The sequence below is a fragment of the Streptomyces sp. NPDC017225 genome (assembly GCF_044331465.1).
Lineage (GTDB): Bacteria > Actinomycetota > Actinomycetes > Streptomycetales > Streptomycetaceae > Streptomyces.
Genome location: NZ_JBIRNE010000004.1, coordinates 480,668 through 494,088 on the forward strand (window position 1 = coordinate 480,668; position 13,421 = coordinate 494,088).

Sequence of the window (13,421 nt, forward strand, 5' to 3'; positions counted from 1 at the left end):
GGCCCCGCCTCCCGCGGCGACGGCGCCCGGGCCTTCAGAGCTCCGCGTACACCACGGTCGCGTCGTCGTGCGCCTTGCCGCGTCCCAGGAACTCCCGGCACCCCGCCGCGTCGGCGCGCTCCAGCTCCCGTACGCGGTCCACCAGCGCCTGCGCGCCCCGCTCGCGCACCAGCGCGAGGCAGTCCGCCCAGTCGCCCTCCCGGAACTTCTCCACCCACCGCGCGGCGCCGTCCGTCAGCGCCGCCAGCGTCCGCACCTCCCCGCGCGGCAGCACCCCCGTCACCGCACGCGCCGCCACCGCCGGGTCGGCCGCGGCCGTGTAGAAGCCGCCCTCCTTGTTGCGGTAGCCCGCGTCGACCAGCGCGTCCGTGGCGAGCGCCGAGCGGGGCAGCCGGGCCAGCCGGTCGTCCAGGACGGCCGAGACCGTGCCGCCGGGGGCCTCCACGAGCAGGGCCGAGTCGGACAGGACCAGGTACTCGACCGCCGCGGGGGACCACCGGGCCAGGACCACGGTTGCCTGCGGAGTCCGCGGGTGAGAAAGGTCACAGGTTTCCGCGTGCGCTGCCGAGGTACGAGCGATGGCGCGGGACAGGGCTTCGGTGAGGGGAACATCCGGGAGTGAAACGGTCAGTTCGGTCAGAGCGCCGCCGAGGCGCGCGGTGAACCAGGGCACGGAATGCAGACAGCCCGTCCCGCTCCGCGGGGGTGTCACGCCGTCCAGCACGACGAGCGAACCACCCTGTCCCGAGGCCGGTAGCCCGACGCTCGCGAAGTCCTCGTTGGGGTGGTCGGCCAGGCCGGGTTCCGAGACGAGTTCCGTACGCATCCAGCCAGTCTGCACGACCCCTTCACAGGGTCCGCAAGAGGCTGGCGACTTCCCCCGGATCGACGCGGCGGCGCAGGTCAGGCGCCGGATTTGAGGTGGAATTCCACACTCCGGCAACGCGCGGCGGCACATAGTGCCACCGCCTGTCTCAGACGTCCAACCGGCGCGCCGCACTGGCCCGTGGCACGAGCCGGGGGAACTTGCCCACCAACTCCCGTCCGGGGTTCACTCCTTCGGGTGGCGGGTCGGACGATGCACGCCCACCGCCCACCGGCACTGGAAGGGTCGGGAGCCGCTGGGAGGCCTGCCCTGCTCACGCGGTCACCCCGTCCGAAGCGCGGCCGGCGGCCGGGAAGCAGCCCAGAGCGTGGCGGAAAGTGCACGCGCCGACCGGCCAGTTGACGGAGCGCCACCCGGCCCCACGGGTACACGAGTCAGGAATGCGAGCACCGGTGCAGAAGACGCGGCCTCGTCGCACAGGCAAGCAGACGGCCCCCGCGGGGAGCGCGGAGCGCACCCCCGGCACCTCCACCCCGGCGCCGCCGGCGCCCCCCGTCGGCAAGGGCCGTCCGACCCACGTACGCAACCGCCTCATCGTCGCCGTGACGGTCGTCGCCGCCGCCATCGCCGCGGCCGGAGCCCCGTCGGTCGTGGCCGCCTCCGGGCAACTGCACGACGCCCAGGAACTGGTGTCGCTCGCCGAGCAGACCCAGGGCGCGCTGACCCTCGCCCACTCCCTCGCCGACGAGCGCGACGAGGTCACCCCGTACATCGCCGCCGGCCGCCCCAAGTCCAAGGCGCCCTCCGAGCAGCGCGGCGCACGGGTCGACCGGCAGGTGGAGGAACTGCGCGCCGACACCGACACGCCCGCCTCCCTGCGTGAGGACCTCGACGCCGTCGCGGCACTGCGCCGGGCGGCGCTCACCGGCAAGAGCACCGCTCTCCAGGCGCACGAGGCGTACTCGGAGGCGATCGCCGAACTCCACGCCCTGGCCGAGGAGCTGGCCGAGCTGATGCCGCCCCGCGCGGGCGCCGGCGCCTACGCCCTCGCCGAGCTGGACACCGCCGTCCAGCAGGCCGCCGCCACCCGCGGCCTGCTGCTCGCGGCCCTGAACGTGCCGAGCACCACCGAGACGGTCATCGACCCGATCACCGGCCTGCCGACCGAGACGACCACGTCCTCGGACGCCGACGCCGAGCAGCGCGACGCGCTGGCCGCCGCCGCCCAGCAGGCCCGGGTGCGCTCCGACGCCGCCCTCGCCGACTTCCGCGAGGGCGCGCCCAAGGAGGCGCGGAACAGCTTCGACTCCACCGTCGCCGGCCCGGAGGTCAACTCCGCCGAGAAGTACCTCGCCGGCCTCACGGACGAGCCGACGCTCTCCGACGACGACCTCGGCACGAGCACCAAGAGGCTGGACGCCGCGCTCTCGGCCCGCGTCGACGCCATGCGCGGCGCCGAGTCCGCCCTCTACGAGAAGCGCACCACGTCCCTGGAGCGGCTGCGCGACGACGACGTCACCGCACTGGAGATCCGGATCGCCGCCCTCGGCGCCCTGATGCTCCTCGCCGTCGGCATCGCCACCGCCATGGCCCGCACCCTCACCCGCCCGCTCTCGGTGCTGCGCCGCGGTTCGGCCCGGCTGGCCGGCGCGGAGGCCCCGACGGCCCAGGAGCCGGTCGCCTTCACCGGCCGCAACGACGAGTTCGCCCAGGTCGTCCGCTCCGTCAACGCCCTGCACGCGCACGCCGCCACGCTCGCCGAGCGCGTCAACACGCTGGAGTCCGACCGCAAGCACCTCGTCGGCCAGCGGCAGAAGATGGCCGACGCCCGCGAGGAGCTGCGGGCCGAACTCGCCCGGTCCGCCGCCCAGCTGGACGTCGTACGCAAGAGCATCGGCTCCACCTTCGTCAACCTCGCGCTGCGCACCCTCGGCCTGGTGGAGCGGCAGCTCGCGGTCATCGAGAGCCTGGAGGAGCGCGAGCAGGACCCGGACCGCCTGGCCACCCTGTTCAAGCTCGACCACTTCGCCACGGTCATGCGCCGGCACAGCGAGAACCTCCTCGTGCTCGCCGGTACCGAGCACGTCCAGCACAGCGCCGGGCCGGTGCCGCTGGTCGACGTCGTCCGGGCCGCGGTCAGCGAGATCGAGCGGTACGAGCGCGTCCGTATCGCCGCGCTGCCGCCGCACGCCCACGTCGCCGGGTTCGCGGCCGACGACCTCTCCCACCTGCTGGCCGAGCTGCTGGAGAACGCCACCTCCTTCTCGCCGCCGGACCTGCCCGTCGAGGTCTCCGGCTGGCTCCTGGAGAACGGCGAGGTGATGCTCTCCGTCCAGGACGAGGGCATCGGCATGGCCACCGAGCGACTCGAGCGCCTCAACGCCCGCCTCACCGACTTCGACCCGGACGCGCCCTACGACCAGGAGGGCGAGGACGGTCTCGGGCTGGGCCTGTACGTGGTGGCCCGGCTCGCCCACCGGCACGGGGCGCGCGTGCGGCTGCGGGAGCAGAAGCAGGGCGGTGTCGCGGCCGTCGTGGTCCTGCCGAACCCGCTGCTCGCCGCGGCGCCGCCGGCCGCGCTCGTCCCGACCGCGCCGATGCCCGAGGGCACGGGGTCCTTCTCCCTGCCGGGCGCCGACGCGGAGGCCAACTCCAACGTCCTGCGGGGGCGGGCGGAGAAGGGCACGCGGGAGGGCACGGAGAGGGACGCGCAGAAGGACGCGGACCCGCTGGTCGCCTCGGCGGAACAGGCGGTACGACGCGCGGAGGCCGACCGGGCCGACGACCCGGACGCGACGGTCACGGCCCAGGCCCCGCAGGCGGGGACGCCGCGGGGCGAGGCGCCCGAGGCCCCGGCCGAGCCGGCCGACCCGGAGCCCGCCCGGGAAACGACGCGGACCCCCGAGGCGCAGGCCCCCGAGGCGCGGACCCCCGAGGGGAACGCCCCCGAGGCGCAGGAGGCCGAGCCCGAGGCCGCCCCCGGCCGCGACCTCCCCGATGACACCACGATGGCCCTCCTGCTCCCGGCCCAGGCCGAAAGAGAGGCCCGGACACCCGGTCTGGAGCCGGTTCCGGTACCGGAGTCGGTTCCAGAACCGGAATCGGGACCGGAATCGGTACCAGAACCGGAATCGGGACCGGAATCGGAACCGGGACCGGAGTCCGCACCCGATCCCTACGCCATCGGCCCCGACGCCCACGACCGCACCCCGGACGACGGCACCGCGCGGGCCGAGAAGCCCGCGACGACCGAGGGCATCGAGCCGACCGGGACCACCGGCGCTCCCGAACCGGCCGAACCCGTCACCGACAAGGGCCTGCCCAAGCGGACTCCCAAGGTCAGCACACCCGCGGCGGTCCCACGGCCGCGCACGACGGGCGCCGTCGACGCCGACGCACTCCGCCGCCGCCTGGGCGGGTTCCGCCAGGGGGCGGAGGCCGGCCGCCGCGACGTCGAGGCGGAGATCGCCGCGGCGGACACCACCGAAGAAGCAACGGGGGGCACTGTCGAGGAGGCAAGCAGTTGACCGCTCCCAGTACCTTCGGACTCAGCAATGAAGCCCGCAATCTGCACTGGCTGCTGACCAACCTGGTCGAGGAGGTGCCCGGCATCCTCTCGGTGGCGGTGGTCTCCTCCGACGGCCTGCTCCTGCTCTCCTCCGACCAGGAGAGCAACGACGCGGCCCGCGAGACCCAGTCCGTGCGCCGCACCGGCCCGCGCGGCTCCGCCGCCGACCTCGCCACCGTCGTCTCCGGCGTCGGCAGCCTGACCATCGGCGCCGCCCGGCTGATGGACTTCGGCAGCGTGAAGCACACGATGGTCGCCATGGACGAGGGCAGCCTGTTCGTGATGTCGATCAGCGACGGCTCGCTGCTCGGCGTGCACGGTTCCGCGGACTGCGACATGAGCGTCATCGCGTACCACATGGCACTCTTCGTCGGCCGCGCCGGCCACGTCCTGACCCCCGAACTCCGCAGCGAACTGCGGAAATCCCTGGAGTCCGTGTCGACCTCGACGGGGAGCACCCGATGAGCAGCAGTCCCAGGAAAGCCCCGAAGAACCTCCCCGTACGCGGTGCCGACCGCAAGCCCGCCCGCGTACGCCCCTACTCGCTCACCGGCGGCCGGACCCGCTTCGGCCACGTCCTGCTCGTCGAGACGTTCGTCGGCGCCACCGCCGGCACCGCCGCTCTCGAAGCCGCCGAGGAGCGCAAGGAACTGACTGGGGGTACCTCCCACGCGTTCAGCAGTGGGGGAGGCAGCCTCACCTCCCGCGTGATGCCGGAGATGCGGGCCATCGTCGAACTGTGCCGCCGCATGCGTACGGTGGCCGAGATCGCCGCGCTGCTGAAGATGCCGCTCGGCGTGGTCCGCGTGCTCCTCAGCGACCTCGCGGACCAGGGAAAGATCCGTGTGTACGGAACCGGAACCGGCCACGGTGCGGGCCGCCCGGACCGCGCTCTGCTCGAAAGGGTGCTCAGTGGACTCCGTCGTCTCTGACGCCGCCGCCTGCGGCGTCTCCCCCCTCGTCGACCCCGACGAGCCCACGCGGCCCTGGCAGACGGACGGCACCCGCGCGCCCATCGCCACGAAGATCGTCGTCGCGGGCGGCTTCGGCGTCGGCAAGACCACGCTGGTCACCGCCGTCTCGGAGATCACGCCCCTGCAGACCGAGGCGCTGATGACCGAGGCGAGCGAGGAGACCGACGACCTCACCGCCACCCCGGGCAAGCTCACCACCACGGTGGCCATGGACTTCGGCCGCATCACGCTCGACGACGACCTGGTGCTCTACCTGTTCGGCACGCCGGGCCAGCAGCGGTTCTGGTTCATGTGGGACGACCTGGTGCGCGGGGCGATCGGTGCCGTCGTGCTGGCCGACACCCGCCGTCTGAAGGACTGCTTCCCGGCGCTGGACTACTTCGAGAGCTGCGGACTGCCCTACGTCGTCGCCGTGAACCACTTCGACGGCAGCGAGCTGTTCGAGGCGGAGGACGTGCGGGAGGCGTTGACGATCCCGGCGCACATACCTGTCATGATCATGGACGCGCGCCGCCGGATCTCGGCCATCGAGACCCTCTTGTCCCTCGTGGGCCACGCGCTCGACGAAACCCCCGAGTAGGAGACGGAACACCGCATGCGGAAGATACTCGTCGTCGGAGCCGGCCAGTCCGGTCTCCAGCTCGCCCTCGGCCTCCAGTCGCACGGCTACGAGGTCACCCTGATGTCGAACCGGACCGCGGACGAGATCCGCACCGGCCGGGTCATGTCGACGCAGTGCATGTTCCACACGGCACTCCAGCACGAGCGCGACCTCCAGCTGAACTTCTGGGAGTCCCAGGCCCCGAAGATCGAAGGACTCGGCGTCTCGGTGGCTGCCCCCGGCTCTTTCGACCCGGGCCCCTCGCAGCGCGCGATCGACTGGGTGGGGCACCTCGACGGCTTCGCGCAGTCGGTCGACCAGCGGGTCAAGATGGCCGGCTGGATGGAGACCTTCGCCCAGCGCGGCGGCCAGCTGGTCATCCACGGCGTGGCCGTCGGGGACCTCGACTACTTCTCCCGCGCCTACGACCTCGTCCTCGTCTCGGCGGGCAAGGGCGAGCTGGTGCGGATGTTCGGCCGCGACGCGTCCCGTTCCCCGTACAGCGAGCCGCAGCGCGCGCTCGCGGTGGCCTACGTCCACGGGATGGGCCCGCGTCCGGAGCACCCGGACATGGAGGCGGTCCGATGCAACCTGGTCCCCGGCGTCGGCGAGATGTTCATCATGCCGACGGTCACGCTCTCGGGCCGCGCCGACATCCTGTTCTGGGAGGGCATACCCGGCGGCCCGCTGGACGCCTTCAAGGACGTCAAGGACCCGGCGGAGCACCTCTCCCTGACCCTGGAACTCATGGAGAGGTTCCTCCCCTGGGAGTACGCGCGGGCCACCAAGGTCGAGCTGACCGACGCCGGCGGCACGCTCGCCGGCCGCTACGCCCCCACGGTCCGCAACCCGGTCGGCCGGCTGCCCGGCGGCGGCCTGGTCCTCGGCGTGGCCGACGTGGTCGTCGCCAACGACCCGATCACCGGCCAGGGCTCCAACTCCGCCTCCAAGTGCGCCGCCTCCTACCTCTCCTCCATCCTGGAGCGGGGGGAGAAGGAGTTCGACGAGGCCTGGATGCGGCAGACCTTCGACCGCTACTGGGAGACGGCCCAGCACGTCACCAAGTGGACGAACACCATGCTCGCCCCGCCGCCGGAGCACATCCTCAACCTGTTCGGCGCCGCCGGTGAGCTCCAGCCCATCGCCGACCGTATCGCCAACGGCTTCGACGACCCGTCCGACTTCGAGAACTTCTTCTACGACCCGGCGAAGACCGAGGGCTACCTGATGGAGGTCTCGGGCGCCGCGGGCGCGTAGGCGTCGGCATACCCCTCGTCGGACCCGTCCGCCGCCCCCTCGGGGAGCCTCGGTGGCGCGTACCGCCGCAGTGGCTCCCCGCCGGGGTCGGGCCGTACGGCGCCCAGCACCGGGTTGGCCGCGATCGGTGACACCTTGACCTCGGCGCCGGGGCGCGGCGCCTGGACGACCCTGCCGTCACCGAGGTACAGCGCCACATGGGTGGCCTCGGGGAAGTACACGACCAGGTCCCCGGGCCGCAGCTCGCCGAGCGGCACCCTCTCCAGCCGCGCCCACTGCTCCTGGCTGGTCCGGGGGATCGGCGTCCCGGCCCGCTCCCAGGCCACGGAGGTCAGCCCCGAGCAGTCGTACGACGCCGGCCCCTCCGCGCCCCACTCGTACGGCTTGCCGAGCTGTTCCACCGCGAAGCGCACCGCCCGGTCGCCCTCCGCGGACGGCCTGCCCCCGTCACCGAGCGCGCCGGACGCCATGAACCGCTCCTGGTCCTCGGCGATCCCGTCCCTCTCGAACTCGGCCAGCGCGGCCAGTTCCTCGGGGGTGAGCGAGGCGAGCAGCTCCTCGACCGCGCGCAGCCTCTCGCCCACGTCGTCCCGCTCCACCTCCTGCCGCTCCGCCAGGGCGAGTTGCTCGTTCAGGGCCTCGCGTGCCCGCCGGGCCAGCTCGCCGGCCCTCTTCTCGTCGCCGGCCAGGCGGCCCACCGTCTCGACCCGTTCCCGGGCCAGCCGCCCGATCACATGGCCCTGGTCGAGCGCGTGCTGGGGATCGCGGGCCAGCAGCAGCCGGAGATAGGGGGAGAGGTCGCTGCTGTTCTGGTACTGCTGCCGGGCCAGCCGTCCGGCAGCGCCGCGGCTGTCGCTCAGGGACAGCCGGGTGCGGGCCAGCGCGGTATCCAGCCGCTTCACCTCGGCACGCTGCTCCTTCAGGCGCTCCTCGGTGGCGTTGTAGGTCTCGGTGGCCTTCTCCGCCTCCTGGTAGAGCCGCTGAAGGTCCGTCAGCAGCTCGGCCACGGAACGGTCGCCGCCTGCCCCGCCGGCTGTGCCGGGCCCGGGTTCGGCCGTGGCGGGCACGGGCGCGAGGACGATCCCGGCCGCCACCGCCGCCGTACACACCAGTCGCAGAAGCCTTCCTGACACGCCATCACCTCCGGGTACGGGGCGGCTCGTCCGCTCCGCACGGCGAGCATGTGACGTGCTCTCGGGCTCCGCGCGCCGAGTGTGCGCGGTTCGGCGCAACGGGGTCACCCGTGGGCGTCGTCCGGCTTGCCGTCCGGCGTGGCGTCTGGATCGGCGGCGCGCTTCGCCTCCGGTTCGCCCCCCGGCGTGGCGTCCGGAGCGGCGTCCGGCTTGGACCAGGGCCACTTCCGGCCGGATCCCTCCCCGCCCTCGGGGGCGTACACGTACTTCCAGCGGGCGAACCCGAGCCCGCCACCGGCGTCCCGGGGCGCCCGCCGGTACACGAGAACGGTGGGCGGGCCGCCGCCCGGGTCCGGTACGGGGATGCGGTAGGTCTTCGGCGGGTGCCCGGTCATCCCGACCAGCACGGGCAGCGTCCGCCCGTCCATGGGGCCGCCCTCGAAGGGGGTGTCTGCGCTCTTCACCGCACCAGTGTCGGCGATCGGCGCGCCGGTGTCAGATGCCCGCGCGCCGGTGTCACGCGTCCCCGGCCAGCGACTCGACCAGTGCCTCCGTCTGCGGGTCGCGGCGGGCGGTGACCGTCAGCACGGCGAGGAACTGCTCCACGAGCCAGTCCCGCAGCTCGTCGAAGGGCGGCTCCTTGCCCTCGTCCAGCCAGATCAACGAGGCCGCCTCCACCGCCGTGATCCACATCCGCACGGTCATCCGCAGCCGCGGGCCGGGCTCGGCCACGTCCAGGTGGCCCATGATGTGGTCGGCGGCGGCCCGGCGTACGCCGTCCACGATGGACGAGGTCCGGGAGGTCTCGGCCACACTGCCGCCGCGCAGCAGCGCGCTGAAGCCGGTGTCGTGCTGGTCGACGAAGGTGAGGTAGCGGTCCAGGGCGCGGGAGAGCCGGGCGAGCAGCGGGCCCTCGCGGGGCTCGTCGAAACAGGTCCGCAGCTCGTCGGCGGCGGACCTGAGCGCGGCCTCGTACAACTGCTGTTTCCCGCCCGGGAAGTACCGGTAGACCAGCGGCCGCGAGACCCCGGCCTGTTCGGCCACGTCGTCCAGGGAGACCTCTTCCGGTGGCCGGTGAGCGAAGAGGGCGAGTGCCGCGCCGAGCAGCTGGACGCGGCGCTCCTCGACACTGAGCCGGCGGTAGGCGGGGGAGGAGGCCTGCGGGGTCATGAACCGCAGCCTAATCGGCGCGGCCCCGCCCGGTGCCTGCGTCGGCAGCCCGGACGACTTCCACAGTCGCCGGCCGCGCTTCGCAGCGCCCCGGTGTCGTCCGGGCTGTGTTCGTTCTGCGGCTCGGCCGGGTGGTGGTCAGGCGCTTGGGTTTCGTGGGTGTGGGTGCTGTGCCAGCAGCCCCGACGACTCCCACAGCCGCCGGCCGACGCCCCGCAGCACCCCGATGTCGTCCAGGAAGTCGGTCAGGCGCTTCGAGCCGGTCTGCATGACCTCGCGGCGGTGGCCGCTGGCCTTGACCTGGGCCTGGGCCTCGCGCTTGTCCAGGCCGACGTTGGTGTAGACCTCGGGGTTGACGAAGGCGACGGAGAAGACGCGGGCGAACTCGCCGGAGGTGATCCGGGTGAACTCCCGCGACCACTTCGGGGCCGTCACCATCTGCCGGCGCAGCTCCTCACGGGCGTAGCGCACGTGACGGGCCTCCTCCACGACGTGGATGCGTGTGACGCCCCGGATCAGCGGCTGGATCCGCTCGTCGGGGAAGGTCAGCCGCTGCATCCAGTCCAGGACCTCCTCGCCGAGCAGCGTGGCGGTGAAGGAGCCGGGCGTGGTGGAGATCGTCTTGAACAGACGGCCCAGGTGCCGGTGCAGGGGGCTCACCGGGTACCACGGCGTCTCGCCGCGCGATATGAGCCGGGCGAACATCTTCGAGTGCCGGCACTCGTCCTCGATCTCGGTCAGCGCGTAGCGCACGTGCGCGCTCGTCGCCGACTTGTCGTAGATGTGCCGCACCAGCAGCTGCATGAGGATCAGCTCGAACCAGATGCCGAGCGAGGCGAGCGCCGCGGCCTCGTGCTGGGAGAGCGCGATGCGCTGCTCCTCGCTCATCCGCTTCCACATCGGGGTGTCGTACAGCGACACCAGCTCCGGCGGCCAGAACCACTTGCCCTCCTCGAAGGGCGCCTCCCAGTCCAGCTCCTTGTCCGGGTCGAAGGAGTGCTTGGCGGAAGAGGCGAGCAGCCGCTCGGCCACCTGCTCCCGGTCCTTGAGCAGGCCGAGAGCGTCGCGCAGCCCATCGAGCGCGTCGGCTTCCGTCAGGGTCGTCATGACTGTCCCACCTCGTCGTACGGTTCGGGTTACCGGCGGTCACTCCCACTCGCTCCGTCTTATGAGACTGCGCGTCAGCAAGCCCGTCAATCCCTTGGGCGGGACTTGTCGACCGTGAGCGAAGGTGAGGCCGGGCGTCAACGGCGCGGTGCCGGATCGCCTGAGGGAGCCAAGAGCCGGGATTCTTCCTGGGTACGCTGGCTGAGTCAGGAAGACTCCAGCGCATGGGAGCGATCATGAGCGCCGCACGTGACTACGGGCTGGACGACGACTACGAGTGGCCCCGCCCGCCGGAGGGCGGCTGGCTGGCGGACGACCTCGACGAGCTTCCCAACCTGCCTCCGCATACGGAGCTGATCGACGGGAGTCTCGTCTTCGTGAGTCCGCAGACCAATTTCCATATGCGCACGGTCAGTCTGCTGGACCGGGTGCTCTGCGAGCAGGCACCGGATGATCTTGAGGTCTACCGGGATTCACGGTGACGCTCAACGACCGGAACCGGCCCGAGTCCGACGTACTGGTGGCCCGCGCCGGCGCGGACCTGGGGCCCAAGCAGACCCGCCTCCTGCACGATGACGTCATCCTGGCCGCCGAGGTGGTCTCGGAGGACTCGGTCGACCGGGACCGTGAGACCAAGCCCCGCAAGTACGCGCGCGCGGGCATCACCCACTTCTGGCGGATCGAGCAGAACGACGGTCTCCCTGTGGTCCACGTCTACGAACTCGACGAGGCGACCAGGACGTACGTGCCCACCGGAATTTTCCACAACCGCCTCAAGCTGACCGTCCCCTTCCTCATCGACATCGACCTCACCGCCGTCAACCGCCGCCGCTAGACCGAGCAGCCCAGCCCCTTGGGCACCGCACCCGCCATCGGCACCGACGACCCCGCCGGGAACGACGTCCGCAGCGTGAGGGCGTACGGTGTCGGCCCGTGCGTCCGCAGGTGCAGCAGTCGCGACTCCGCCTCCGCGAGCCGCTCGAAGAACTCCCGGCGCCGGGCCGGCATCTCCCGGTGCAGCCCTGGTACATGAACGCCGTCAGGGCGTCCGAGTCCCGCCGCACGGTCAGGTTGACGATCAGCCAGTCGTCGCCGAAGAAGGGCACGTCCGTGGCGTTGCCCGAGTCGCTCCGCAGCCGCCACACGAAGCCCTCGGCGCCGTCCGCCGTGGCGTTCACCGGGTCGAGGGCGTCGACGAAGTCCTTCAGCCGCGGGGAGTCCAAGGGGGCCTTGAGCCGGGCGATGTTGACCTGGGCGAGCCCGTACACGGCGTCAGTCATGTACCGAACGTCAGGTCGGGCGGTCCGCGCCGTGGTAGCCCCGTCTCACGACGTGAGCACCGCCTCCATCACCGCCCGCGCGATCGGCGCCGCCAGTCCGCTGCCGCTGATGTCCTCGCGGTCCGTCGCGGAGCCCTCGACCACCACCGCCACCGCGACCCTCGGCTCCAGGTCGCCGTCGCCCTGCGCCCAGGAGACGAACCAGGCGTACGGGGCGCCCGAGTTGCCCACCCCGTGCTGGGCGGTGCCGGTCTTGCCGCCGACGGTGGCGCCGCGGATGGCGGCGTTCGCGCCGGTGCCCTTCTCCACCACGCCGGTCATCAGCTCCTTCAGGCGTGCGGCCGTCGACGGTCGCATCGCCTCCCGCGAGGGCCCGGGCCCCGCCGTCGCCAGCACGCTGCCGCCCGCCCGCAGGGTCCGTTCCACCAGGTACGGCGAGCGCACCTGGCCGCCGTTGGCCACCGCCGCCGCCACCATCGCCATCTGCAGCGGAGTCGCCCGGGTGTTGAACTGCCCGATCGACGACAGTCCGAGCTGCGCCCGGTCCACCGAGGTGTCGAAGGTGCTCCGAGAGACGGCGAAGGGGATGCGCAGCCGGGGGTCGTTGAAGCCGAAGGCCTCCGCCGTCACCGCCATGTCGCGCACGCCCACGTCCACGCCGAGCTTGGCGAACACCGTGTTGCAGGACCACTCGAAGGCCTCCCGCAGCGAGGCGTCCCGGCATCCCTCGGCCTCGTTGGTGAGCCTGGTCCGCGTCCCGGGCAGGGTGTAGGGGGCGGGGGAGCGGGTCGGCGCGTCGAGGTCCCGGATCACGCCCGAGTCCAGCGCCGCCGCCGCGGTGACCACCTTGAAGGTCGAACCCGGCGGATAGGTCCGGCGCACGGCCCGGTTGAGCATCGGCCGGTCCGGGTCGTCATTCAGCCGGTGCCAGGTCCGGGTGGCGGCCGCGCTGTTCCCGGACAGCAGCTGGGGGTCGTACGAGGGGGTGGACACCAGCGCCAGGACGCGGCCGGTCGACGGCTCGATCGCGGCCACCGCCCCCTTGCGCCGCCCGAGCCCCTCGAAGGCGGCCCGCTGCGCGGCCCCGTCGATCGTCGTCACGACGTCACCGCCCGGGTTGTGGGCGCCCGTGACGTCGTTCCAGAGGGGGAGCGGTGCCAGCAACGGGTCGGCGCCGGACAGGAGGCCGTCCTCGGCGGCCTCCAGCAGGGTCGTCCCGTACGCCTGCGAGGCGAAGCCGGTGATCGGTGCGTACATCGGCCCGTCCTGGTACGTCCGTTCGAAACGCAGATGCTCGCCGGTGTCCCGGGAGCCGGTGACCGGCTCGCCGCCGACCAGGATGTCGCCGCGCGGCTGCTGGTAGCGGGCGATGTCCGGGCGGCGGTTGGCCGGGTTGTCGTCGTACTCCGGGGCCTGGACGATCTGCACCCGGGCCGCGTTCACCAGCAGGGCGACCAGCAGCAGGGCGCAGAAGGCGGCGGCGTGCCGGATGTTCCGGGTCACCG

11 protein-coding genes and 2 pseudogenes are annotated in these 13,421 nt (G+C 72.6%); 6 read left to right on the forward strand and 7 right to left on the reverse strand.

The features are described 5' to 3' along the window. Positions 1 to 34: 34 nt before the first annotated feature. Positions 35 to 826, reverse strand: coding sequence for a protein phosphatase 2C domain-containing protein (locus ACH4NX_RS12855; protein ID WP_351390374.1), 792 nt, complete (start codon positions 824 to 826; stop codon positions 35 to 37). A 440-nt stretch (positions 827 to 1,266) separates the two neighbouring features. On the opposite strand from ACH4NX_RS12855, the gene ACH4NX_RS12860 reads away from it, so the two are divergent. Genes ACH4NX_RS12860 through ACH4NX_RS12880 form a run of 5 tightly spaced genes read left to right on the forward strand, consistent with a single transcriptional unit; the run spans position 1,267 to position 7,226 of the window. Further along, entirely contained in the window at positions 1,267 to 4,353 is a 3,087-nt protein-coding gene (locus tag ACH4NX_RS12860; RefSeq protein WP_398128839.1) for a nitrate- and nitrite sensing domain-containing protein, read from the forward strand. Further along, positions 4,350 to 4,859, forward strand: a complete 510-nt coding sequence (locus ACH4NX_RS12865; RefSeq protein ID WP_351390369.1) for a roadblock/LC7 domain-containing protein — start codon at positions 4,350 to 4,352, stop codon at positions 4,857 to 4,859. Before ACH4NX_RS12860 ends, ACH4NX_RS12865 begins: the two co-directional genes overlap by 4 nt. Continuing rightward, a complete protein-coding gene (locus ACH4NX_RS12870; protein WP_351390366.1) occupies positions 4,856 to 5,326 on the forward strand; it encodes a DUF742 domain-containing protein in 471 nt (156 codons plus the stop codon). The genes ACH4NX_RS12865 and ACH4NX_RS12870 overlap by 4 nt, the downstream gene beginning before the upstream one ends. After that, positions 5,307 to 5,948 (forward strand): ATP/GTP-binding protein, encoded by a 642-nt coding sequence (locus tag ACH4NX_RS12875; RefSeq protein WP_351390364.1) that lies wholly within the window; start codon positions 5,307 to 5,309, stop codon positions 5,946 to 5,948. The genes ACH4NX_RS12870 and ACH4NX_RS12875 overlap by 20 nt, the downstream gene beginning before the upstream one ends. A gap of 15 nt (positions 5,949 to 5,963) precedes the next feature. Then, positions 5,964 to 7,226, forward strand: coding sequence for a styrene monooxygenase/indole monooxygenase family protein (locus ACH4NX_RS12880; RefSeq protein WP_351390362.1), 1,263 nt, complete (start codon positions 5,964 to 5,966; stop codon positions 7,224 to 7,226). Here ACH4NX_RS12880 and ACH4NX_RS12885 read toward each other — a convergent pair. The 4 genes from ACH4NX_RS12885 to ACH4NX_RS12900 all read right to left on the reverse strand — a co-directional run bounded on the left by ACH4NX_RS12885 (position 7,190) and on the right by ACH4NX_RS12900 (position 10,636). Beyond that, positions 7,190 to 8,359: an NlpC/P60 family protein gene (locus ACH4NX_RS12885; protein ID WP_398128838.1), complete on the reverse strand. Its 1,170-nt coding sequence runs from the start codon at positions 8,357 to 8,359 to the stop codon at positions 7,190 to 7,192. The two genes, ACH4NX_RS12880 and ACH4NX_RS12885, sit on opposite strands and share 37 nt — an antisense overlap. Positions 8,360 to 8,463: 104 nt before the next feature. Continuing rightward, positions 8,464 to 8,823, reverse strand: coding sequence for a hypothetical protein (locus tag ACH4NX_RS12890; protein ID WP_351390356.1), 360 nt, complete (start codon positions 8,821 to 8,823; stop codon positions 8,464 to 8,466). A gap of 52 nt (positions 8,824 to 8,875) precedes the next feature. Further along, positions 8,876 to 9,529, reverse strand: coding sequence for a TetR/AcrR family transcriptional regulator (locus ACH4NX_RS12895; protein WP_398128837.1), 654 nt, complete (start codon positions 9,527 to 9,529; stop codon positions 8,876 to 8,878). Positions 9,530 to 9,667: 138 nt separating this feature from the next. After that, positions 9,668 to 10,636, reverse strand: a complete 969-nt coding sequence (locus tag ACH4NX_RS12900; protein WP_398128836.1) for a diiron oxygenase — start codon at positions 10,634 to 10,636, stop codon at positions 9,668 to 9,670. Between the two features lie 236 nt (positions 10,637 to 10,872). On the opposite strand from ACH4NX_RS12900, the pseudogene ACH4NX_RS12905 reads away from it, so the two are divergent. Continuing rightward, positions 10,873 to 11,471, forward strand: a pseudogene (locus ACH4NX_RS12905) (Uma2 family endonuclease). On the opposite strand, the pseudogene ACH4NX_RS12910 reads toward ACH4NX_RS12905, so the two are convergent. Together ACH4NX_RS12910 and ACH4NX_RS12915 are read right to left on the reverse strand one after the other, a co-directional pair. After that, positions 11,468 to 11,916 (reverse strand): annotated as a pseudogene (locus ACH4NX_RS12910) (DUF3291 domain-containing protein). The pseudogenes ACH4NX_RS12905 and ACH4NX_RS12910 sit on opposite strands and share 4 nt — an antisense overlap. A 45-nt stretch (positions 11,917 to 11,961) precedes the next feature. Continuing rightward, positions 11,962 to 13,419 (reverse strand): penicillin-binding transpeptidase domain-containing protein, encoded by a 1,458-nt coding sequence (locus ACH4NX_RS12915; RefSeq protein ID WP_398128835.1) that lies wholly within the window; start codon positions 13,417 to 13,419, stop codon positions 11,962 to 11,964. Positions 13,420 to 13,421: the final 2 nt, after the last annotated feature.

Excerpts from the sequence above, each read along its gene's own strand:
- ACH4NX_RS12855 (WP_351390374.1), bottom strand. The coding sequence starts at position 826 with ATGCGTACGGAACTCGTCTCGGAACCCGGCCTGGCCGACCACCCCAAC.
- ACH4NX_RS12860 (WP_398128839.1), top strand. The coding sequence starts at position 1,267 with ATGCGAGCACCGGTGCAGAAGACGCGGCCTCGTCGCACAGGCAAGCAG.
- ACH4NX_RS12870 (WP_351390366.1), top strand. The coding sequence starts at position 4,856 with ATGAGCAGCAGTCCCAGGAAAGCCCCGAAGAACCTCCCCGTACGCGGT.
- ACH4NX_RS12880 (WP_351390362.1), top strand. The coding sequence starts at position 5,964 with ATGCGGAAGATACTCGTCGTCGGAGCCGGCCAGTCCGGTCTCCAGCTC.
- ACH4NX_RS12895 (WP_398128837.1), bottom strand. The coding sequence starts at position 9,529 with ATGACCCCGCAGGCCTCCTCCCCCGCCTACCGCCGGCTCAGTGTCGAG.
- ACH4NX_RS12900 (WP_398128836.1), bottom strand. The coding sequence starts at position 10,636 with ATGACGACCCTGACGGAAGCCGACGCGCTCGATGGGCTGCGCGACGCT.